Origin of the sequence: Flavobacterium sediminis, assembly GCF_003148385.1 — a bacterium.
GTDB lineage: Bacteria > Bacteroidota > Bacteroidia > Flavobacteriales > Flavobacteriaceae > Flavobacterium > Flavobacterium sediminis.
The window spans coordinates 2,638,696-2,661,702 of record NZ_CP029463.1 but is presented as its reverse complement, the minus strand read 5'-3'; the positions used below and the strand labels follow the sequence as shown (position 1 = coordinate 2,661,702).

Sequence of the window (23,007 nt, the reverse complement as noted above, 5' to 3'; positions counted from 1 at the left end):
TAAAAAATACCCTTTAGTGATATTCCAAAGGGTATTTAACTTAAACTAAAACATTACTTTACTAACTCAAATTTTAATTTCATCTGGGTATCAGAATTGGTTCCTACAAAAACTTCGAACGTTCCGGGTTCCGCTACAAAATCTAAATTAGAATTGTAGAACTTCAAATCTTCTTCAGTTAAGTCAAACTGTAGTGTTTGTGTTTCTCCTTTTTTAAGAGTAACTTTTCGGAATGCTTTTAATTCTTTAACCGGTCTTGTTACTGAACCTACTAAATCTCTGATATATAATTGAACGACTTCTTTTCCGTCATAATTTCCTGTGTTCTTAACCTCTACCGAAACGGTAATTTTCTCGCCTTTCGACAACGTATTTGATGACAACTTTAAGTTTGAGTACTCAAAGGTCGTATAACTCAATCCATAACCAAACGGGAATAATGGTGTGTTTGGAACGTCTAAATAATTAGAACGGAATTTTTCGAATTCGCCTTTTTGTGTTTTTTCCAAACTTAAAGGTCTACCCGTATTCTTATGGCTATAGAAAATTGGCACTTGTCCAACATTTCTAGGGAAAGTCATTGATAATTTTCCTGAAGGATTTACCGTTCCATACAGTACATCAGTAATGGCAGGACCTGCTTCAGTTCCCGGGAACCAAACGTCTAAAATAGCATCTGCTAATTCATTTTCCTCAGTAATTGCTAAAGGACGACCATTAAACAATACCAAAACAATCGGCTTGTTCGCTTTTTTCAATTCTTTCAATAAGTCTTTCTGAGCCTGGGGAATCAAAAGGTTTGTTCTACTACTCGATTCTCCGCTTAGTTCGGCTCCTTCTCCGATAGCAAATACAATTACATCTGATCTTTTTGCTGCTTCTAAAGCTTCTGCCCAAAGCACTTCTTTTGCTCTGTTATCGCTTGGTAATGGTTTTCCGAAGAAACCTGCTTTTTCAACAAACGCATCATCATAATCAAAATTACAGCCCATTGCATAATTAACATTTGCTTTGCCTAATTTAGCTTCTAAAGCAGTTTTTAAAGTAATTGGTGTATCAAAATTGGTCGCCACACTCCAAGTTCCCGGCATGTGTTTTTGCGCAATTGCCAAAGGACCAACTAAAGCCACTTTTTGATTGGTTTGTAATGGTAAAACTGAATTTGAGTTTTTCAACAAAACAAAAGATTCAGCCGCGATATTTTGAGCAATCTGACGATTTTCTTTCGTAAAAATTTCTGTTTTAGCACGTTTTACATCACAATATTTATATGGATCGTGAAACAAGCCTAAATCGTATTTTGCTTCTAAAATTCGTTTTACGGCAGCATCTAACTGATCTATGGGTACTTTTCCTTCTTCAATTGATTTCTTCAAGGTTGTCAGAAAGCCTTCTCCAACCATATCCATATCGATTCCGGCATTCATTGCTAAAGCAGAAACGGCTTGTAAATCGCCCATTCCGTGTGCTATCATTTCATTGATCCCGGTATAATCAGTTACTACAAAACCATTGAATTTCCATTGGTTACGCAATACATCTGTCATTAGCCATTTGTTTCCCGTAGCCGGAATTCCGTCGATTTCATTAAATGATGCCATAACCGAACCTACTCCGGCTTCAACAGCTGCTTTGTATGGCGGGAAATATTCATTATACATACGAATACGGCTCATATCAACCGTATTGTAATCTCTACCGGCTTCCGGAGCACCATACAATGCAAAATGTTTCACACAAGCCATAATTGTATTGTTATCCATTAAGCTTGCTCCCTGATATCCTTGCACCATGGCTTTAGAAATTTGACTTCCTAAATAAGCATCTTCGCCTGAACCTTCTGAAACTCTTCCCCAACGCGGATCACGAGAAATATCGACCATGGGAGAAAAGGTCCAGTTAATTCCATCGGCACTGGCTTCTTTAGCTGCAATCTGCGCTGATCTTTTGATATTATCCATATCCCAACTGCATGATAAACCTAAAGGTATAGGAAACGTAGTTTCGTAGCCGTGAATAACATCCATACCAAAGATCAAAGGAATTTTCAGTCGGCTTTTTTCAATAGCAACTTTTTGTACGTCTCTGATGCGTGCTACAGATTTTATATTGAATAAACCTCCTACTAGTCCTTTTTCGATTTTCTCTCCTATATCAGAGTTTGTAGCCTGTCCGGTAGTAAATTCTCCGGCACTTGGCAGATTTAACTGTCCGATTTTTTCTTCTAAAGTCATTTTAGCGATCAATTCATTGACCAAAATATCTTTAGGCGGAACAGTTCTCTGTTTGTTCTTCTTTTGAGCCAAAGCAGAACCGGAGATCGTTATTGTTGCTAATAGTATACTTATTATCTTTAATTTCATTGGTTTGTTTTTGTTTATAGTAGATTAATTCTTTTGTTGAGCAAGCATCCAATTGTAAATTTCGGGGTCATCATAGACTCTTGTCCAACTATCATGATTTGCGTCATCAAAAATGGTTAGTTCGATATCTTCATTGCAATTCTTTAATTTTTTATAGATCTCAATGGAATATCGAACATCTACAACATCATCAACCAATCCATGAAAAATTCGTGTTGGGATTTTGCTTATTTTACAATTTTCGATCATTGGTACACGATCTACAAAACCTGCAATGGGCACTAAAGCAGCAAAGCTTTCAGGGTGAGCAAAAGCTAGATTCCAGGCTCCCCAGGCTCCCATACTTAGACCTGTCAAGTAAATTCGTGATTCGTCTATATTTTTATTTTCTTTGATTATATTTTGAATCAAGCGATATAGTGATTCCGGTTCCCAATATGCTTCTTTCGGACACTGAGGGGCTAAAACGTAAGCGTCCAATTCATGTGTCTTTAAATATTTAAAAGGTCCGTGAACCTTTACCAATTCAATATCGTGTCCTTTTTCACCTGATCCGTGTAAAAAAATGATAAGCGGTTTTTTATCCTTACCTTTAGGTTTATGCAAAGTATATTGATACGAATAACTCGTTGAAACAGTGGTCTCAAAATTTCCGGTTACCTCTTGAGCCAAAGTGATATTAAACCATAAGAATACTGCAAGAACAATTATATTTTTCATTAAAATCCGTGTTGAGTTGATGAAAATCCTAAGTTTTGTAATCCGGTTTGAACTTCGGTTGCCTGCATGAATAAATCCCATAGCAATCCGGTTCTATGATTTTCGATCATCGGAGCAATAGTTCCCTGATCAATAGCTAAATATCTTCTTGTTACCCAGTTATATGGTGGCGAAAAAGCATCATAAGGTCCGGCATAGCCTACCAGTGTAGCTTTCTTTTCTTCATATAAATAGCGTAAAAAACGCATGGATTCTGTCGGAGTATACGGAAATGAAGATAAAGCTGCCGTAGGGGTAATGACACCTGTGTCATTATTAGGTTGATGAGCGGTATAGCCTGTTGAACCGTCTGAATTTCGGGTATAACTTGCCGTAAGTCCCCAACATTTATCACTATACCCATTCCAATTATTAGGGTTCGTCACACAATGTTGATATATAATTTCCGTATGGTTTTTATTCAGATCCCAATAGTTTGCATACTGATCTGAAAGTCCTCTGGGGTCTAATCCTAAATAAGAATAATGAGCCCAGAAAAGCGGTCCTACATTATTAGTCGCTCCGTTGTGATTGAAAATCAAAGGGATTCCATATTTAGTCCCTGAAGTTACAATAGCCCCGTTTCTGGCCCAAGCCTGATGATAGGCTTCGTTAGGAATAGGATGAGTCGGCGAAGCTGCCCCCATAATGTAAGCTGCCAGACATTCGTTATAGCCTTCCAGTTTAAAGTTCATTTGCCACTCATAATCGGGAGACCAATGCCAGTATAGAGCATTCTCTCCTTTAGTATACCAATCCCACTCTACTCCTTCCCATAAAGCATTTGCTTTTTGAGATAAAGCCTGTTCTGCAGCACTTCCATTTTTAAAATACTCTCTAACGCAGATCAATCCTTCACATAAAAAAGCTGTTTCTACTAAGTCTCCTCCGTTGTCCATTGTCCCGAAAGGGATAACATCACCTGTAGTACCGTTCATCCAATGTGGCCAGGCGCCGTGGAAACGATCGGCATTTTCTAAGAAATTCAGTGCTGTAGTTAATCTTGTAACAGCTTCTGCTCTTTGAACAAAACCTCTTTCAATACCAACTAAAATAGTCATTAAACCAAATCCTGAACCTCCTGTGGTAACAATATTCTGATCGTATGTCGGATCATCTATCAGGTAACGTTCTCTTGCTAATTTACAATCAGGGTGTGCTAAATCCCAGAAATAACGAAAAGATTCTCTTTGTACTTGTGTCATTAATTCGTCATCAGATAAAGACGCAGAAGGGTTTGTAGGCAGTGGTGTCCCTGAACCGTCATTTCCTCCTCCCGATTCTGAACTACAAGACACGGCAAGAATTACACTCAATAAAGCTAATTTTAGTTTTTTCATGCGTTTTTTTGAAAATTTAAAGTAAACTCCGGAAAACCGGAGTTTACTATTATTTAATGATTTATCTACCTTGTCTTTCTAACTGATATAAGGCATTGATATCATTTTGTGATAATGCTACATTATAAATTCTGAATTCATCCATAGCCCCTGTATAAGGCAACATCCAGCTATCCGGAGCACTCCAAGGCGATCCTAAGAATTGTTGGTAGCCTCCCAATACAAAGTTTTGCACATCTGCAAAAGATAAAGCTCCTAATGGCGTTCCTCCTGAATCCGGATCATTTGTATATCTATTGATTATTGCAGCAGGTGTTACATCTGTACCATCAACATAAATATGATATTTAGAGGTATCAGCATTATACGTCCAAGTAATATGCTTCCATTGATTGCCATACATATCTGCTAAAGCATTAGTACCGTCATTAACCAACCATTGTTCTGCATAAGGAATTGAAGGAGTCACATTTTTTTGGAAATGAACTTTAAGAGTCATCATATCAGTACTTGTACCTTCAATTAACATGAAGTTGTTTCCCCAGAAACCGGATGTTTTGGGTAACATATACAAAGCCTGTGCCCCACCGGTATGTTGTGTTGTATTGATCCAAGTAGAAACTGTCATACTTTGTAAATCTGAAACTTGTGTAGCAACATCTTCATATTTTACATAAGCATCGGTTGCTCCTTGATAAGCATTTCCTTTGATCCCTGAAACAAATGAGACATTTCCATATGATGTAGGATTTATAATTCCTGATTTCTCATCATCAAATGAATTTTCAAAACTCAATTTACAGACTAAATTATCAGAACTAATCTCATCTGAATTAACGTATCCCCAATCGGAGTATACGGAATCGGATTATTTGGATCTTCATCATCCTGACATGCAACAAAAACCGAAGTTAGTGCTAAAGCAAAAAGTAATTTATTATATTTTCTCATGATTTAAATCTAAATTAGTTGTACATAGGGTTTTGGATCGAATATCCTATTGATTCATTGATAAACTGTTGCGGTAATGGGAAAACTTCGTGTTTGCCAACTATAAATGTTTTACCGTCTGCAGCAAATGCAGCTTCAGCCTGTCCTGTACGAACCAAATCAAACCATCTATCGTGTTCCATAGCCAATTCTACTCGTCTTTCATTCCAAATAGCCTGTCTAAGAGCAGTTTGCCCAGTTGCTGTTGTATTAGTTAAACCGGCTCTGTTTCTAACCATATTCAATTCCGTTGTAGGATCTTGTCCTAATTCATTCTTAGCCTCAGCTATCATTAATAATACTTCAGCATATCTCAGGTAGCGAATATTAGTATCTGTTTCCCATGCATCGGAATTAGCAGAAGAATAAGCCTTGTAATTATATCTGGGATTCTCGACAGTATTAGGAACGACTCTTCCGTCGTATAAAGTTGTACCTGCAAAAATAATTGTAGCATCTTTACGTACGTCACCGGTTTCATAAGCATTTACCAAACTTTGAGACGGTGTATTAAAACCCCAGCCCCAGCCTCCGGCACCTCTGGCACCTTGACAAGCTGAGTATCCTTGAATTCCTTTTACGGGATTTGTTCCTCTACCTTGAATTTCAAAGATTGATTCTTGATTATTTTCTCCTGTTACTTTGAATATTTCAATATAATCAGGTGTTAGAGAACGACTGGTAATTTGATTTGCATAATTTAAAACATCAGTCCAATTTTGCTCATATAAAGCTACTTTTGCCATCAATGCATAAGCCGCTTCTTTTGATGCTCTACCGGCATCTTCAGATCCATATTGATTAATATACGGTAAAACATCAATTGCATCGGTTAAATCTTGTTTGATAAAATCATACACTTCAGCTACTGATTTTCTGGTCAACTGCATTGCTTTATCTTCATCTGAAGACGGGTTAGGCACATGATCCACAATTGGCACTCCTCCATACAATCTAACAAGATTGAAATACATAAAAGCTCTTAAGAACTTGGCTTCTGCCATTAAACGCTCTTTCAGATCCGAATTTGCATTAGTTAATTGAGGAATATAGAACAAAGCCTGATTACAGTTGCTAACTCCTTGATAATTTCCTTGAAATACTTCCTTAACCGATAAACTGGATGCATTGTATGTTAAATTATCCATCAAATCTTTATCGGTACCTGTATCTCCCGGAGAGGATCCTTTGTCTGCATCGTCCGATGCAATACTGGTCATACCCACCCAAGAGAATGAACTCATATTCCACTCTGTGAACTTTGAATAGATAGAAGTTACAAATGATTTAGCTCCTTCATCGTTATTCAATAATTCCAGATCAGAAGTAGATATTGATTCCGTTGGTTTTTCATCTAAATAATCATCACTACAACTGTAGATACATAATGATGAAATAATTGTAATTGTATAAAGTATCTTTTTCATAACTATAATTTTAAGTTAACTCCGAATACAAATGAACGTAATGTAGGATAAGCATCTAATTCTATCCCTTGCATATTGAAAGGGTTTCCGTCACCATTGATCTCCGGTGAATAACCGGAATATTTTTGGAAAATAAATGGATTGATCGCGTTAAAATAGATTCTTGCTGAAGAAATAACTTTCGTAAACTTAGGTAAAGTATATCCGAAAGAGATATTATTAATTCTTAAGAAATCTCCTGATTCTAAGTAATATGTTGAAGCAATAGGCACAGTATTAAATGGGGCAGGATTACCTGCATTTGTATTTGTTGATGTCCAAAAATCAGATGCTACATCATACTCCACATTTTCTCCGCCAAATCGTTGTGCTTTCTTACCATTATATATTTTTGCTCCGGCAGTTCCGTAAGCATCAACAGATAGATCGAAATTTTTATATTTAACTCCCACGCTAAAACCATACATAGTTTTCGGCATAACAGAACCAACAAATTTTCTATCATCTTCTGTTAATTGATCCTGAGCCACAACGTTTCCGTCTTTGTCATAAAAAGTCATATTTCCCTGATCGTCGTAACCTGCTTGTTCCCATAAATAAAAACTACCTAAAGGCTGCCCTACTGCATCTTGATTCAATACTTTTGTATATTGCCCATTCCCTAAACCTCCACCTGTCTGAGCTGATATATTATCGCTTAAACTGGTTAATTCATTCTTATTTTGGGTTAGGTTCCCTGATATCCAATACGATAAATTATCATTGATCTTATCATCCCAACGCAATGCTATTTCATAACCTTTATTTGAAACAGAACCGGCATAAGCATAAGTTGCACTAGCCGTTCCTGAAGTCAGATATGCTGAAATCGGGATAATAATCTTATCTGTTTTCTTATGATATAAATCAAAAGATCCTTTCAATCTTGAATCTAAAACTTCAAAATCTACTCCTCCTGATAATTCTTCTACAACTTCCCATGTTAATTCAGGGTCAACAATGGAAGAAACTGTTATCCCTGCTGACGGATACCCATTCCCATAAGAATAATCTAAACCCGAAGTAAACGGCAATTGGTTCAAAGGTACTTTCTGGTTACCAAGTTTACCCCAAGAACCTCTTACCTTTAAGAAATTAACAAAATTGATATCTGCTAAAAAATCTTCTCTTGAAACAATCCATCCTATTCCTACAGAAGGAAAAGTTCCCCATCTGTAATCTTTCTGAAATCTGGAAGAACCATCTCTTCTAAGCGTTGCAGACACTAGATATTTATCCATCAATTTATACTGCAATCTTCCGAAATAAGATAATATTCTATTGGAATTATTTTTCACTTCATTGATAGTATTGCTTAAATCAGAGGTTGAAAAACTGTAATACCAATAATTTTCATTAGCCGGCACATCGCGATAAGTTACAGCCAGATACTCATTTCCGTCATCATAAACCGTTTCAACACCGGCTGTTAATTCCACATCATGAATATCTGCAAAAACATTAGAATAAGTAAAATAACCTGACCAATTGTATTTGTAATTACTATTACGTGTTTTAGTCAATAAATTCACAGGTTGAGCTGGATCTAATGCATCATAAGCCTCACTTGTTCTGGTAGGATCAGCTGCTAACCAGATATTTTTTGAATCTACAAAATTGTATGATTTGAAAGTATTGTACTCGATACCGAAATTTGAAGTAAATTTTAATCCGTCAAATAGTTTGGCACCGAATTCAAATGCGCCAATTAAATTCAGATTCTTTTGTTGCTCATTGTGAAAATTAAGCATTGCTACCGGATTACCTACATTATTAAACAGATTTGTACCCGATGTAGACACAAAACCGTCATCTCCAACTAAAGGCACACCATATTGACCTGTATTAAAGTAAACCGGAACCGCCGGAGATTGTTTGTATGCTGCTGTAAATGCACCGTATGGTTTAGGTGTATTATTTACAAAAGCAACATTAATATTTTGTTTTAAATAAATATTATCATTAAATTTAAATTTGTTGTTATTTCTAATGGTCACTCTGCTATACCCTTGACCGTTTAAAATAGCATCTTCATCATAAAAATTACTACTTAACATATAATCAACTGCTTTAGTTGATCCTGATAATGTAATATTGTTCTGAGAATAAGTACCTGTTCTGGTAATTTCATCAAACCAATTAGTATTAACCGGTTGATCCTGAGAAAAAGTAATGGTTCCTAAAGCTGTATTATTATAAAGGGCAAATAAATTACTACCGGACATCTTTACTTTTTTCAATGGCATTCTTATTCCGTAATTTGAGTCAATTGTAACATCCATTTTGTCACCTTTCCCTTGTTTGGTCGTAATAATTATAACACCATTTGCTCCACGTGTCCCGTATATTGCTAATGAAGAAGCGTCTTTCAAAACATCAAAAGTTACAATATCCGAAGAGTTGATATTTGTAATATCGTCCATAAAAACACCATCCACAACATACAAAGGGCTACGACCGCCCTCAATTGAATTAATACCTCTTATAATTACAGAAGGTTGGCTTCCCGGAGCATCACTTGATGTAATATTTACCCCGGCTACTTTACCCTGAACGGCTTGTACAGCATTTTGTACTTTACGTTCTGAAATGTCTTCTGCTTTTAAAGAAACTATAGAAGAAGTATTATCTATTTTTTTTCTGACACCATAACCTACCATTACAATATCATTTAATTGTGTCAAGCTTTCTTTCATGACAACATTCATATTAGTAGTCGCTTTGGCTACCAAATCTTCCATACCTATCATGGTAAATTTCAAATCCTGGCCTTCTTTAGCCTCTATTGTAAAATTCCCATCAAAATCAGTAATGGAATACTTTTCTGTTTCCAGAACTTGTATGGTTACCCCTGACAGAGGTGTCCCGAATTCATCTACTACATTTCCTTTAATTTCCTGCGCTAAGGAAACTATCGGAATAAAGAGCATTGAAATAATTACTAAAATTTGTCTCATTTTGTTAATTCATGTTAAGGTTTTGAGCGATAAAAGTACAACTACAACGTTGTAATAACAACAAAACGAGACACTACAATACTACATCATTTAGAGATAAAAAACACATAAGTAACTATAATACAAAATTTTACAAATGTTAATATATTGTAAAACACCCTACACATAATAACATAGTGATGTAGTAATGATGTATTATAATTTGATAATTTTAAAAGAAATAAAATAAAGATATTATAAAAATTATAGTATTATTTTATATTATTCATAAACAGATTAAGGTTCACGGAAGAATCCAGATCCATCTTTTTTCGTAATCTGTACCGATGAAGTTCTACTCCTCTATAGCTGATATTCATTAAAGGGGCAATTTCTTTAGAGGATAAATTCATCTTAAGATAGATACATAATTTAATATCTTTTGACGTTAAATTCTGATGTTTCAATGTTAATTGTTTTACAAAATCTTCATTGCTCTTCAGCAAGTTTTCTTCAAATGATTTCCATTCATTTTTATTAAGCGCATTGATCTTTATAGCTTTACTGATCTTAGCTTTTAAAGAAGTTATGTTTTTCTCTGAATCTAATATTTTCTGAATACTATCTATCAATTCACCTTGTTTTACTATCGAAAGCGACTTACTGGCTAATTCATTTGCTTTAGCCTGAACCTGATTCTCCAAAATATGTTTTTCATATTCCTGTAGTTTCAATTTATTATCTGCTTCTATCTCCAAACGCAGGATTTCATTCTTATGCTTTAGCTCTTCTTCTTTCAGTTTTAATTTTTGGTAATATTTATATTTGGTCCATTTGTAATACAACAAAAGTAACGATGCAATTATCAGAACATAAACCAATTTCATCCATATAGAGAAATACCAAGGGTCAGAAACCTTAAAACTAAACTTTGATGCCTCGACAAATTTCTCGCCATCGTTGTAATATACCGAGATACTATGCGAATCACTCACCAAATTCTTTAATTCAACTACTCCCTTTTCAAGCGGTACTAACGCCTCATCGTCAATTTTATAATAAAGAGGTGTCTTTTTACTTCCGTAGTATTCCGAAATAACATAAAGCTTTAACTGTTCTTTAAACCCTACACTCCCTCCTTCCCTCAGGAAAGTATTATTAGAACTTGCTAACTCTATTTTTACATTTTGTTTAGCAAATTGACTTCTCAAAGAATTAATCTGTAAGAAACCGTCGTCTGTATTAAGTAAATACTTCCCCTCCTTTTTATAAACTTTTGTTTCATTGTTTATCAGTTTTCCTAAATAATATTCTTGCGGAATTGGCACCCAAATAAAATTATTGTCTACATTATTGATAATAAATAATTTTCCGTCTTTGTTTACTATAAAATCATCCTCATCCAATGAGATGATCTCCTGTATATTTTTAAAATTAGCATTAAAGACTTCATTCGGGATCAACTTATTACTAATCGACTCTAAAAAATACCAGACATTATCGATATAATACAGTTCAGCATTTTTATAATGAAATAACTTTACCCCAAAATCATTCTGTATTTCATTCAACTGAGTTATATTCGTTATCTTTTCCGGTTCGTCTTTTTCATTAAGTTCTACTTTATACAAACCTCGATAGCTATCTGCCAAAACAAAGGCTTTTGGCCCTACCTGAACAAAGTCCTTAATCGGCTTCATTTTATCATTGATCTTTTTATATACCGAAAAATCGTTCGGATCCGGAAAAAGGTACAAGCCGGTGTAATTAGCCTGAATGTATCGATTGGCAAATTTGTCCTTTTTAAAATTCCAGCCTCCAGTAAGATCATTTAACTTTCTATATCCTTTATTTTCTGAATATTCAAAGGTTCCTTCGTTATGCCCAATGACATATTTATCGTCTACTTTTTCAATATCCCACACTTGTCCCTGACTATTAGGAATAAGAGTCAGCTTATTGTCCTTACTTTCAAAAACACCATGATTCGTCCCTAACAAATATCCCTCCCCATACGACGCTAAACTGTATACGGTACCTAACTGCCCGGAATGATCCGAAAAAATCTGATAAGGAGAATTTAGAATAATATGCGAAATTCCGTTATCCAGCCCCAACCAAACATCTTGTTCTTTGTCGACGCTGATACTTAAAACTGAATTATTGCGAAGGGAATTAGACCGATTGATGTTAAAATATTCATTTGATGTTAAATTAACTACATAAATACCATTGAAAGCTGTACCGATCAAAACTTTATCCTTAAAGACTTTAGCCGTAATAATAATCTGCGTTTTTAACTTCTCATTGATCGGGTGGTTCCAAGCCAGCAGTTCTTCATTGACGTTTTGCACAAAAACACCGTTCTTTTGAGTAAAAAAGAAATTTTGATTCTTATAAGCATCTATACCGTAAATAATATTATCTTCAATTGGTTCCAGTCCGGCTACTTTATCAAATTCTCCTCCCAGAAATTCATAGATCCCTTTATGAACGGTTGCTGCAAACAAACGATCCCTAACTACAAAGCAATAGGATATCTGATACGGAAAATTTTTCTTTACTATTTTTTCACTATCATAAATGTAAAGTTCATTGAATGTCTGAAAATAAATCTTTTTATTCAGGGAAAATATTTTCCAAACCTCTTCACTACGCGTGTTTCCCTCAAAAAAATCTTTATCAGCCGAAAGTGATGTATATTTCATCACCCCATTCTCTCTTACCCAAAAACCGAATTCATTATAAGAGCCGGTAAATACTTTTCCCTGAAAAGCTAAAACCGATCGAATGATCGTCTTATTAGGTAATGTATATTTCTCCCATTTAACTCCGTCATAACGGATCAAAAAACTATTATTCGCAAAATACAACGCATTATCATCACCCTGCGAAACACTCCAAACCTGATTATCTCCATTGTAATCTTGTTTGGAAAAGTTTTCTACAAACGGTAATGTTTCCTGACTAAATAGGAAATGCTGAAAAAAGAATATCAGGATAAAAAAATGTAACTTCACTGAGCAAATATTTATTACCAAAGTTAAAAAACTAATTCCACACTAACGGAAAATTGAATATTAAACTTATTTTTGTGCTAACTAAAATCAGCAAAACGATGAAAAAAATCATAGGCTTAGTACTTCTTACTTTTTCACTACATTCATGTGATGATGGTGATATCACATTACAATCTTTTAATTTTGACAGCCAATCTATCCAAAAATGCTCTGACACTAATTTGCTTTTTAAAATCAATGATAGTGAAGCTTTACTTTTAGATATTCCGGAAAGCAGTTTACCAACGGATGCTACTCCTGAAGACACGCCTGTTGAATTAAATGTAAGCACTACCAATCAGATCATCTACAGAAAATATTCTGGAACTGTAACTTCATCTTCTTTTTGCGGGGATATTCCTCCGGCTTCTCCTATAGTTTCAAAAGAATGGAATGCTTCCGGCGGAAAAATTATCATCATCTCCAATTATATTTATGACACAGATAACACAACCATAATCGGTTTAACTCACAATATCACTTTTCAAAATGTAAGCTTTTCAAGTGGCGATGAAACATTCAATTTCGAAACCTATATTTTCGGAAATTATGAAGTAGACAATTAAATTATATAGGTCCTAAAAAAACACAAAAGGGGAGCCCGTTGGCTTCCCTTTTTCTTTATCCCAAACTCTGCTTAATATAAACTTCCGTTGCTCCCAAACCATACTTTCTGAAATTTGCTTCTTGGAAACTCACGTTATCATATCGAGACAGGAAATATTCTATTTCCGATTTCAAAACACCTTCACCAACGCCGTGAATGAACACTAATTTCGGAATGCGATTTTTAATAGCAAACTCTAATTGACGCTTAACCGTTTCCATTTGGATATTCAGCATATCAAAGTTTGTCAACCCTTTACTTGAGGGCACCAATTTCTCTATATGCAGATCAACTTCTACAACATATTCATCCTTTTTAGACTTCTTTTCTTTGGTGAAACTACGCTTTTTAGGCTCTCTTTTATCATTCAAAACATCATTTAAACTTTTACTTCCGAATAAATCAGTTAAATTATTCATTTCATTAATATTAACCACCTCGTTGACAAAAAATGTCATCATTAAATCGTCAGAAGTTTTGATCGTAATTTCTTGCTTTTCTATTTTTAAAACCACTCCTTCAATCGGCTCATCTAAAACAGCAACTTTGTCCCCTACTTTTATCATTTCTTTATTCATCGTCTTCTTTTTTATTCGGTATTTTTTTCATTATTTGATACAAGCCTATCATAAAAATTGCCATTGCCCCTATCATTAAAAACGGATTGGGTTGGGGTTTTGACTGTTCCCAAATGGCTAAAAAACCTGCTCCGAAAAACAAGATTGTCAACACTATTTTTTTCATAAAAACTGTATTTTTTTCAAATATAATAAACTATGAAAGAAAGATTTTTTATATTTACTTTTAATTACAAAAATGCAGTTTTAAACTACAGAAAAATGGAAAAATACATGATTCCCTGCATGAGCAAAAAACTCTTCGGTGTGGAATGTTTAGGATGCGGAACCCAACGTTCACTCGCCTTACTTTTACAGGGCGATTTTGTAGCAGCTTTTAAAATGTACCCTGCAATTTACACACTCATCTTACTCTTCATGTTTATCTTTTTACATGTAATTGACAAGAGTAGAAACTACACTAAAATAGTCATTAGTCTGGCCATTGTAAATTTAATTATAATGGTAGTTTCTTACTTTTATAAAATGGTATACTAATCAAAAATTAAATACTTTTTCTTATGGAAAATCAAAAATTACCCAATGCAACCCCTGTTTTAATTTTAGGAATTGTCTCCATTTTGGGATGTTGCTGTTATGGAATCTTAGGTCTTATTTCAGGGATCGTAGCGCTTATTTTAGCTAAAAAAGACACTGCTCTTTATAAACAATCACCGGAACTTTATACCAATTACAATAACCTTAAAGTAGGTAAAGTTTTAGCCATTATCGGAATTATCCTTAGCGTTATTTACCTTCTTTTTGTTATCTGGATGATTGCTACTTTCGGTTTTGAAACCCTACAAGACCAACAATTACTTCAACATAGAATGAATGAATATTTTGGAATAGAATAAGAAAAAAATCTTATTTTTATAAAGAGAGCCTGAGTGCTCTCTTTTTCTTTTTATAACCCATCGATTATTTTTTTGGCACGCTAATTGGATATCTATTACCAAACGATATGTTTTAAAAACAAAAAAATGTTCAACCTTAAAATGATGTGTTATGAAAAAAATTACTTTAGCATTAGCAACGTTTGTTCTTTTAGGAACCGGAATAGTAAAAGCATCAACGGAAAAGGTTTCTGACGGTGTAAATCACAATAACTTTCCTCCTATCGATTATCGATATGCAGAGCCAATTGCTTTCACGGAAAGAGGAGTTGAGTTCTTAGTTTTTCCTAACGGAGATTTTGATTTTAATACCGTAAGATCAAATACAGTTCAGCCAAGAAATAGTACTTACGGTGCTCCGCGCACTTATCACGGATATTACAATACTAATAGTCCTCGTGGTGTTTTGGTACAACATGATAATATGGGACGGGTAAGACGTGTGGGTAACGTTTTTATAAACTATGATGCATTGGGACGTGTTAAACGCATTGGATCTGTTTATATGAGCTATAACAGTTTTGCTTTAAAACAAGTCGGAAATTTACGCATTATTTATGACCGTAGAGGACGTATCATAGACATAAGAGGGTTCGTAAACGCTTACAGCCAACATTATGCTTACACCCCAACGACGAATAATCATTATGACACAACAACTGTTTATCATTATGAAGACAACGACTACGGTTACAATAACGACAATGATTTCTATTATTATAGAAAAGACGGCTCAAAAGCCAAAATGAGTGAAACGGATATTTCAGAAATTAAGAAAGAAACTCAAGAGAATAAAACAAGAAAATAAAAATAAATAGTTTTTGGTTGGTTAGTTTGTAAAAAGTCCTGCGGAGCGATATTAGCAAAGCAGGATTTTTTTATTCATACTGACTGTTTCATTCCGGTAATAAAGAAACTAAACTCTGAGTCAATGCTTTTCGGCTATACTGTTGTAACCCCACAGGATACACCTTTAAACTTCCTTGTCTATAGTTTTCAAAAAGTTGCAAAACATATTCTTTAACCGCTTCTTTATCCTTATACGTAAAAAACTTTCCGGTATTTGTAGCAGTTACTATTTGTGAAAAATCAGCATTTTCAGGACCTAAAGCTATAATTGGCCGGTCTGAAACCATATATTCAAATAATTTTCCGGGAATGATACAAGCAGTATCCTGCGAATTGATCTCTATAAGCAACAATACCTGAGAACATCGCTGTTCCTGTAAAGCTTCTTCATGAGACATATACCCTAAAAGATTACAATAAGCCTCTAAACCTTCTTCTTTTAAGCTGTCCAATACTTCACTACTTACCGCTCCGATAAGCTTTAACTGAAATGCTTCCGCAAAAGCAGTGTTCTCTTCTATCAATTCACTTAATGCTTCCCATAAAACTTTCGGATTCCTCTCTGACAATAAAGAACCGATATGCGCTACCGTAAATTTTTCATCCATCGGTTTCGACTTGATATTCTCTACGTCATATCCGTTAGTTATAACTGAGATCGGTCGATCGGTCAGGTTTTTAAATTCTTTCTTTGTCGTTGGAGAAGTTACTATTACCCTATCGCAGGATTTAAGTACCTCTTTTTCCAGTTTTTTATGTTTCTGAGCCGCACGATGACTCAACTTTAATTCTTTGTGATAGCCAATTGTTGTCCAGGGATCTCTAAAATCAGTTATCCAGTGTACGTTCAAATCTTTCTTAAGCTCTAATCCGATTAAATGCAAACTGTGTGGTGGCCCTGTAGTAATCACTGTAGTTATTTGATTTTCAATCAGATATTTTTTTAAAAATTGTACAGAAGGCTTCACCCACAACACGCGGGCATCCGGAATAAAAAGATTGCCTCGCACCCAAAGCATGGCTCTTTCTACAAAAGATTGCTTCTTTTTATGAGTTATAATCCCTGAACTTATCTTTTTAGTATTCTTTTTGGATAAAAAAGCTGCCAAACCATACGGCTCTATAATAGGTTGCTTCAGAATAATTGCTTTTTCAGAAACTTCGGCAACTAACTTTTCATCGACCAGAGGATATGTAGGGTTTTCAGGAACATAAACATGTGGTTCAACAGCAAAGTCGGGCAAATATTTCACAAATTTCAACCAACGTTGTACTCCCGGACCTCCGGCAGGTGGCCAATAATACGATACAATGAGTACTTTTTTTGTCGGTTTATTCAAAACAATTAAGCTTGTATTTTCTTTTTGCGTTCCACATAAATTCCACCGGCAACAACCAAGATCATCGCAATTGAACTGAATAAAGCAATTGTACTTCCTGTTTTTACTACTTGTGGTTCAAATCTAAACTCAATAGTGTGTTTTCCGGCAGGGACATACAAACCTCTTAAAACATAATCGACATTGTAAATCGGCGTTTCTTCACCGTCAATGGTCGCTTTCCACCCGTTTTTATAATACATCTCCGAAAAAACCGCAAAACCGTCTTTACTATTATTTGACGTATACTTTAAATAATTCGGTTCGTATTTTACTAATTGAACGGCTGCTAAAGAATCTTTCCCGAGAGTATTAAAATTAGCTTTCATCTTTATAGTAGAATCCGGATTATAAATCGCTACTTTTTTAGTATCTAAATCATCTAATGCTTTCATCTCCTCGTCTGCCGAATTGACGATCTGTACTTTCTCAACAAACCATGCATTTCCGTTTGCCGACGGATTTTCCAAGGCTATAGGCTGTCCTTCTTCATCTGTCTGAATTACATATTTAACATTTAGCATATTCAATGTTCTCACATTATTTTTAGCGATCTGATAATCAAACAACTGTTGCATTCTTCTAGGTTTAGCCGCATGATACCCTCCTATTGAATGATGAAAATACGACGCCCGGGCACTATTCATATTACCGGCAAAATCAAAAACACGGTATTGAGAAGTATCTTGTAAAATTTGTTTATCAGCTTGTGTAGGTTGAAAAGGCTGCTCCATTTCTCTTTTAGAAACAAAATTCTCTTTATTTACATAATTCTTGTCAATAAAAAACAAGTCACCGACCATTAAAACTCCGACTAAAATTACTGCTGTTACGGATTTTAGTGTTTCTTTGGTTACCAAAAACAGAATCACAAAAACAGCTATAACAAAGCCCATAGAACGCAATACATCCTGAGTATATAAAGAAGCTCTGTCTTCTCTCAGAACACGCATGAACTCCGGTCCGTAAGCCTCATTGTAATAAGCATCGCTACCTCCTGCAAAATCAAAAGCCCCTTTGAAAACAAATAACATTACCAAAAGACCAAATGTAACTGCCGTAGATTTCCATAAAAAATCCCATTGCTGTTTTTTGTCTTCCAGTTTAAAAAATTCATAAAACCCTAAAACAGCTAATGCCGGTATACACAACTCCAATACCACCTGAATAGAAGAAACGGCACGGAACTTATTATACATGGGTACATAATTGATGAAAAAATCGGTCAATAAGGCAAAGTTTTTACCCCACGACAGGAATAACGATACCAAAGCTCCTGTAAACAGGATATATTTTATCTTTCGGTTTTGCGGCAAAAACATAGCCAATACAAAAAAGAAAAACACTACAATTCCGATATAAGCCGGGGCAGCCACTATAGGTTGGTCACCCCAATAGGTCGGCATTTGTTTTACCAATTGCATTGCTTCGTAAGGCGGAACTCCCTGAGAGGTAACAAAACGATACATTTCCGAATCAACTCCCAGATCTTCGTGATTTGACCCGCCAAATAAACGCGGCGCAATTAAATTTAAACTTTCAGCCTTACCATAACTATATTGCGTAATATAATCATAGCTCATTGCATTTGTATTCTCTTTTCTTGAGCCATCAGCTTCATAGGTTAATTCACTATTGCTTCTGGTTGAAAATTTAGCATATTCAGAAGTAGCCATTAATCCGGTTGCATTAGCTCCGATAGCCAAAATCCCGGTCACTGCAAAAACACCCGCAACCTTAGCCAGATCGACAAATGCTTTTTCTTTAATGAATCGGATAACATAAAAAATACCTACAACCAATAACAGAATCAGTAAATAATATGTCATTTGCGGGTGATTGGCTTGTATTTCCAAGGCAGCCGCGATCATAGTTAAAATTCCCCCTAACCAATATCGCTTTTGAAAAACCAGTAAAACTCCAGCTAAAACCATAGGCATATAAGCAATAGCATGTGCTTTAGCATTGTGCCCGACCCCTAATATAATAATCAAATAAGTAGAAAAACCAAATGCTAAGGCTCCGAAGAACGCTTTTAACGGATCTACTTTTAACACCATTAAGAGAATATAAAACCCTATAAAATAAAGGAACAAATAATCAGCCGGACGCGGTAAAAATCGTAATAGGCTATCTATTTTTTTTACATAATTATGTGGATAATTTGCCCCTAACTGATAGGTTGGCATCCCTCCGAAAGCGCTATTCGTCCAATACGGTTCTTGTTGTTTTTCTTGTCTAAAATCGTTTTGTTCCTTTGCCATTCCGGTATATTGCGCAATATCCGATTGAAAAATCACTTTATTTTGCATAACCGGATAAAAATAGATCAGAGCAACAATAACAAAGCCTAATACAGCTAAAGCATGCGGCACATACGATTTTATATTTTTCATCTATTTGTTTTTAGAGTTATTAATCTATCAGTTGTAGTACTTTAAGTAATAATCAGGACGCTAAGGTAAATAAAAAAAGGATATTGTAGAAGCAATATCCTTTTCAGGGTAATTTGTGCGAATTAATAATTATTCAATCTCTTCATAATCAATATACTCACCAATCTTTTCTTTTTCTTTAGGCATATCTTTCTTAGTAGTATTCTGATTGTTGTAATTTTGATAGTTTTGTTGTTTCATTTGATCCTGCATTCTTTCCTGTACTTTGTCAACAGCTTTTTGCATTACTATAGGAGCAAAAATCCGAGCCAAAAAGCGGAACAGATAGTAGAACAAAATAATATAAAACAATACTCTTATAAATCCTGTAAACGAAGCCAATTCCATTTTCGTATTTTTTTAAAATTCAAATATACTACATAAGTGTTTATTTTAGCTGAATTGTTTCTTAAAATTATGATAAAAGTGCTATTTTTGGAAATAAAAAATTTCTCTAATGAAGCGTATTTCTATTTTTTTGATTTTCTTTTTATTAAGCAGTCCGTTCTTATTTGCTCAATTCACAGACGAAATCAATTCTAACCGCCCGGGACGTTCTATGATGGCATATTCAGTAGGTAAAAAAGTTATACAAGCTGAAACCGGTTTAATGTATAAAACTGAAAATCATGACAAATTAAAATATGATGCCAACGGTATTATAGGTGAGTTGCAATTGCGCTATGGCGTCTGGAAAGAAGAATTAGAAGTAGTTGCTGATATACAGTACCAAACAGATAAATACACGTCTACCTTTTTAGAGGAAAACAGAAGTGGTTTCAAACAATTGACATTAGGTGCAAAATATTTAGTTTACGACCCGTTTAAAAATTATGTTGAAAAAGAAAATATTTACAGTTGGAAAGCTAATCACCGTTTTAAATGGAGACAATTCATTCCGGCTGTAGCCGTATATGCCGGAGCCAATTTCGCTCTGGGTGATACACCGTTCAATTACGCTCCTTCATACATTGAAGAACCGTCAATAAGCCCTAAGATCACTGCCATTGCTCAAAACCATTTTGGTCGTCACTGGGTTTTGGTTACTAACATTACGTATGACAAATTCACCTCTGATTTTAAAAGCCTTAATTATATTTTAACCTTAACCAGAGGTTTTAACGCTAAATGGTCCGGTTTCATTGAAAACCAAGGCTATAGTGGTGATTATTATTCCGATGGTGTTTTCAGAATAGGTGCTGCCTATTTGTTTGATAAGAACATGCAGTTAGACGCTTCTATCGGTAAGAATATCAAAAGTACTCCTTCCCTGTTCTTTGCCGGCATCGGTTTTTCATGGCGCTTTGCCGAGAAACATGAGGATGTGAAACTGGAAGAAGACAACGGTAGTAAGATGGACAAAAAGATGAAGAAAAAAGCCGATAAAGAAAAGAAAAAACGCAAAGACGCAGTTGAGATAGAAGAATAACGTATGGTTACAATCAAAGAAGTTACAAATAAAAAAGAGTTAAAAGATTTTATCTTATTCTCTTTTGAGCTTTTCAAAGATAATCCTTATTGGGTTCCGCCTTTGATCTCTGAGGAGATGGAAACTTTTGACAAAGAAAAGAATCCCAATCTGGAGAATTGTGATTTAAAGCTCTTTTTAGCCTACAAGAACAATAAAATTGTCGGAAAGGTTGCCGCTATCGTCAATTGGGATGAAGTCAATGAATTAGGCAAGAAGAAAACTCGTTTCGGTTGGTTTGATGTCATTGATGATCTTGACGTAACGAAAGCACTTTTAGATAAAGTTGCCGAATTCGGTAAAGAAAAAGGAATGGATCATATAGAAGGTCCGTTAGGCTTTTCTAATCTTGATAAAGTCGGGGTCTTGTCAGAAGGGTTCAACGAAATCAGTACTATGATCTCCTGGTATAGTTTACCTTATTATGTAGAGCATTTCGAAAAATTGGGAATGGACAAAGAAAAAGAATACATTGAAAGTATTTTCTCCATGCTTGATGTAGATCCGAAAGGATTTATGAGAGCCAGCAAAATGATAAAAGAACGTTACAAGCTTAAGGTAATGAATTTTGACAATTCTGCCGATATTATACCTTATGTTGATGAAATGTTTGCTGTTTTCAACACGACTTACGAAAAACTGCAATCTTATGTTACCATTACACCGCAACAGATTGAGTATGTCAAAAGAAAGCATATCAGTTTTATCAATCCGGAATATATTAAGTTTATTATGGATGAACATAACAACATGATTGCTTTTACTATCGTTATGCCCGGTTTTGCTGAGGCTCTTCAAAAAGCAAAGGGCAAATTATTTCCTTTTGGCTGGTGGCATTTACTGCAAGCCAAAAAGCATTCTAAAGAAGCGGTGTTTTATCTTATCGGTGTTTTACCGGAATATCAGAAAAAAGGGGTTACAGCTGTTATTTTTGAAGAATATTACAAAGTTTTTAAAGCTAAAAACATTCGCACTTGTGTACGAACTCCCGAATTGGAAGAAAATCACGCCATGCATAATTTATGGAAAAATTTCAATCCGAGAATCCATAAAAGAAGGCGGACTTATAAGAAAGATATATAACTAAAAAGCTAAAAGCTACTCTATTAGAGTAGCTTTTTTTATGATTTATGATCTATTTATTTACTTTTTAACTACCAAACGGAATCCTTCTCCGTGAATGTTCAAAATTTCCACATTTTCATCGCGTTTCAGGTATTTTCTCAATTTAGCAATATAAACATCCATACTACGAGATGTAAAATAGTTGTCGTCTCTCCAAATTTTAGTCAATGCTAATTCTCTAGGCATCAAATCATTTTCATGAAGTGCTAACATTTTCAACAATTCACATTCTTTCGGAGAAAGCTTAATCGGCTCCTCGTTCTGGAAAGAAAGAAAACGCAATTTAGAGTTCAAATGAAATCTTCCGATCTGAAATTCAAATCGTGTATTGTCCGGCTTCGTTTCTGAAGCTTTGCGTTGCACAATTGCTTTGATCTTCATCAACAACACTTCGGAATCAAAAGGCTTGTTCAAATAATCATCAGCACCTACTTTGTAACCTTTTAAAACATCTTCTTTTAATGTTTTAGCCGTTAAAAATATGATAGGGATTTCCTGATTCTTCTCTCTGATCTCACGAGCCAAGGTATAACCATCCTTATACGGCATCATTACATCAAGAATACATAAATCGAAATTATCTTTTTTAAATTTTTCAAAACCTTCCATACCATTTTTAGCCAATGTTACCTCAAAATCATTGATTACTAAATAGTCTTTTAATACTGCACCAAAGTTGGGGTCATCTTCAACTAATAAAATTTTTCTAGCTTCCATA

The 23,007-nt window shown here is 34.9% G+C and carries 20 protein-coding genes; 6 read left to right on the top strand and 14 right to left on the bottom strand.

The genetic code is table 11. From position 1 onward, the window contains the following. Window positions 1–53: 53 nt before the first annotated feature. The 8 genes from bglX to DI487_RS12255 form a co-directional block, all read right to left on the bottom strand. Window positions 54–2,363, bottom strand: a complete 2,310-nt coding sequence (gene bglX, locus DI487_RS12285; RefSeq protein ID WP_109569914.1) for a beta-glucosidase BglX — start codon at window positions 2,361–2,363, stop codon at window positions 54–56. A gap of 24 nt (window positions 2,364–2,387) precedes the next feature. Continuing rightward, a complete protein-coding gene (locus tag DI487_RS12280; protein WP_109569913.1) occupies window positions 2,388–3,083 on the bottom strand; it encodes a carboxylesterase family protein in 696 nt (231 codons plus the stop codon). Further along, on the bottom strand, window positions 3,083–4,462 hold the full coding sequence (locus tag DI487_RS12275) for a glucoamylase family protein (RefSeq protein ID WP_109569912.1): 1,380 nt from the start codon (window positions 4,460–4,462) through the stop codon (window positions 3,083–3,085). Before DI487_RS12275 ends, DI487_RS12280 begins: the two co-directional genes overlap by 1 nt. Before the next feature lie 61 nt (window positions 4,463–4,523). Further along, window positions 4,524–5,258 (bottom strand): LamG domain-containing protein, encoded by a 735-nt coding sequence (locus tag DI487_RS12270; RefSeq protein ID WP_245896382.1) that lies wholly within the window; start codon window positions 5,256–5,258, stop codon window positions 4,524–4,526. 8 nt (window positions 5,259–5,266) lie between these two features. Further along, window positions 5,267–5,413 carry a hypothetical protein gene (locus DI487_RS16345; RefSeq protein WP_245896380.1) on the bottom strand — a complete coding sequence of 49 codons (147 nt, stop codon included), beginning with the start codon at window positions 5,411–5,413 and terminating at the stop codon, window positions 5,267–5,269. 14 nt (window positions 5,414–5,427) lie between these two features. Beyond that, a complete protein-coding gene (locus tag DI487_RS12265) occupies window positions 5,428–6,879 on the bottom strand; it encodes a RagB/SusD family nutrient uptake outer membrane protein (protein WP_109569911.1) in 1,452 nt (483 codons plus the stop codon). Window positions 6,880–6,881: 2 nt separating this feature from the next. Next, window positions 6,882–9,875 carry a SusC/RagA family TonB-linked outer membrane protein gene (locus tag DI487_RS12260; protein ID WP_109569910.1) on the bottom strand — a complete coding sequence of 998 codons (2,994 nt, stop codon included), beginning with the start codon at window positions 9,873–9,875 and terminating at the stop codon, window positions 6,882–6,884. 251 nt (window positions 9,876–10,126) lie between these two features. Next, window positions 10,127–12,874: a helix-turn-helix and ligand-binding sensor domain-containing protein gene (locus DI487_RS12255; protein WP_109569909.1), complete on the bottom strand. Its 2,748-nt coding sequence runs from the start codon at window positions 12,872–12,874 to the stop codon at window positions 10,127–10,129. 98 nt (window positions 12,875–12,972) lie between these two features. On the opposite strand from DI487_RS12255, the gene DI487_RS12250 reads away from it, so the two are divergent. After that, window positions 12,973–13,479 (top strand): hypothetical protein, encoded by a 507-nt coding sequence (locus DI487_RS12250; protein ID WP_109569908.1) that lies wholly within the window; start codon window positions 12,973–12,975, stop codon window positions 13,477–13,479. 55 nt (window positions 13,480–13,534) lie between these two features. Here the strand turns inward: DI487_RS12250 and DI487_RS12245 are convergent, their stop codons facing one another. Both DI487_RS12245 and DI487_RS16075 read right to left on the bottom strand, forming a co-directional pair. Next, window positions 13,535–14,098 (bottom strand): Smr/MutS family protein, encoded by a 564-nt coding sequence (locus DI487_RS12245; RefSeq protein ID WP_245896378.1) that lies wholly within the window; start codon window positions 14,096–14,098, stop codon window positions 13,535–13,537. After that, a complete protein-coding gene (locus tag DI487_RS16075; protein ID WP_170108207.1) occupies window positions 14,091–14,264 on the bottom strand; it encodes a hypothetical protein in 174 nt (57 codons plus the stop codon). Before DI487_RS16075 ends, DI487_RS12245 begins: the two co-directional genes overlap by 8 nt. 32 nt (window positions 14,265–14,296) lie before the next feature. On the opposite strand from DI487_RS16075, the gene DI487_RS12240 reads away from it, so the two are divergent. From DI487_RS12240 to DI487_RS12230, 3 genes are all read left to right on the top strand, one after another. Then, window positions 14,297–14,635, top strand: coding sequence for a DUF2752 domain-containing protein (locus tag DI487_RS12240; RefSeq protein ID WP_245896376.1), 339 nt, complete (start codon window positions 14,297–14,299; stop codon window positions 14,633–14,635). A 23-nt stretch (window positions 14,636–14,658) separates the two neighbouring features. Beyond that, entirely contained in the window at window positions 14,659–14,994 is a 336-nt protein-coding gene (locus DI487_RS12235; RefSeq protein ID WP_109569907.1) for a CCC motif membrane protein, read from the top strand. 151 nt (window positions 14,995–15,145) lie between these two features. Continuing rightward, a complete protein-coding gene (locus DI487_RS12230; RefSeq protein WP_170108206.1) occupies window positions 15,146–15,841 on the top strand; it encodes a hypothetical protein in 696 nt (231 codons plus the stop codon). Window positions 15,842–15,929: 88 nt separating this feature from the next. On the opposite strand, the gene DI487_RS12225 is transcribed toward DI487_RS12230, so the two are convergent. The 3 genes from DI487_RS12225 to DI487_RS12215 all read right to left on the bottom strand — a co-directional run bounded on the left by DI487_RS12225 (window position 15,930) and on the right by DI487_RS12215 (window position 20,044). After that, window positions 15,930–17,222: a glycosyltransferase family 4 protein gene (locus tag DI487_RS12225; RefSeq protein WP_109569906.1), complete on the bottom strand. Its 1,293-nt coding sequence runs from the start codon at window positions 17,220–17,222 to the stop codon at window positions 15,930–15,932. A 5-nt stretch (window positions 17,223–17,227) separates the two neighbouring features. Then, window positions 17,228–19,657, bottom strand: coding sequence for a YfhO family protein (locus DI487_RS12220; RefSeq protein ID WP_109569905.1), 2,430 nt, complete (start codon window positions 19,655–19,657; stop codon window positions 17,228–17,230). 129 nt (window positions 19,658–19,786) lie between these two features. After that, window positions 19,787–20,044 (bottom strand): DUF4834 domain-containing protein, encoded by a 258-nt coding sequence (locus DI487_RS12215; RefSeq protein ID WP_109569904.1) that lies wholly within the window; start codon window positions 20,042–20,044, stop codon window positions 19,787–19,789. 109 nt (window positions 20,045–20,153) lie between these two features. Here DI487_RS12215 and DI487_RS12210 point away from each other — a divergent pair, with 109 nt between their 5' ends. Both DI487_RS12210 and DI487_RS12205 read left to right on the top strand, forming a co-directional pair. Beyond that, window positions 20,154–21,125, top strand: a complete 972-nt coding sequence (locus DI487_RS12210; protein WP_109569903.1) for a transporter — start codon at window positions 20,154–20,156, stop codon at window positions 21,123–21,125. A gap of 3 nt (window positions 21,126–21,128) precedes the next feature. Next, window positions 21,129–22,247: an N-acetyltransferase gene (locus tag DI487_RS12205; protein WP_109569902.1), complete on the top strand. Its 1,119-nt coding sequence runs from the start codon at window positions 21,129–21,131 to the stop codon at window positions 22,245–22,247. Between the two features lie 60 nt (window positions 22,248–22,307). Here the strand turns inward: DI487_RS12205 and DI487_RS12200 are convergent, their stop codons facing one another. After that, window positions 22,308–23,006, bottom strand: coding sequence for a response regulator transcription factor (locus DI487_RS12200; protein ID WP_109569901.1), 699 nt, complete (start codon window positions 23,004–23,006; stop codon window positions 22,308–22,310). Between the last annotated feature and the right edge of the window lies 1 nt (window position 23,007).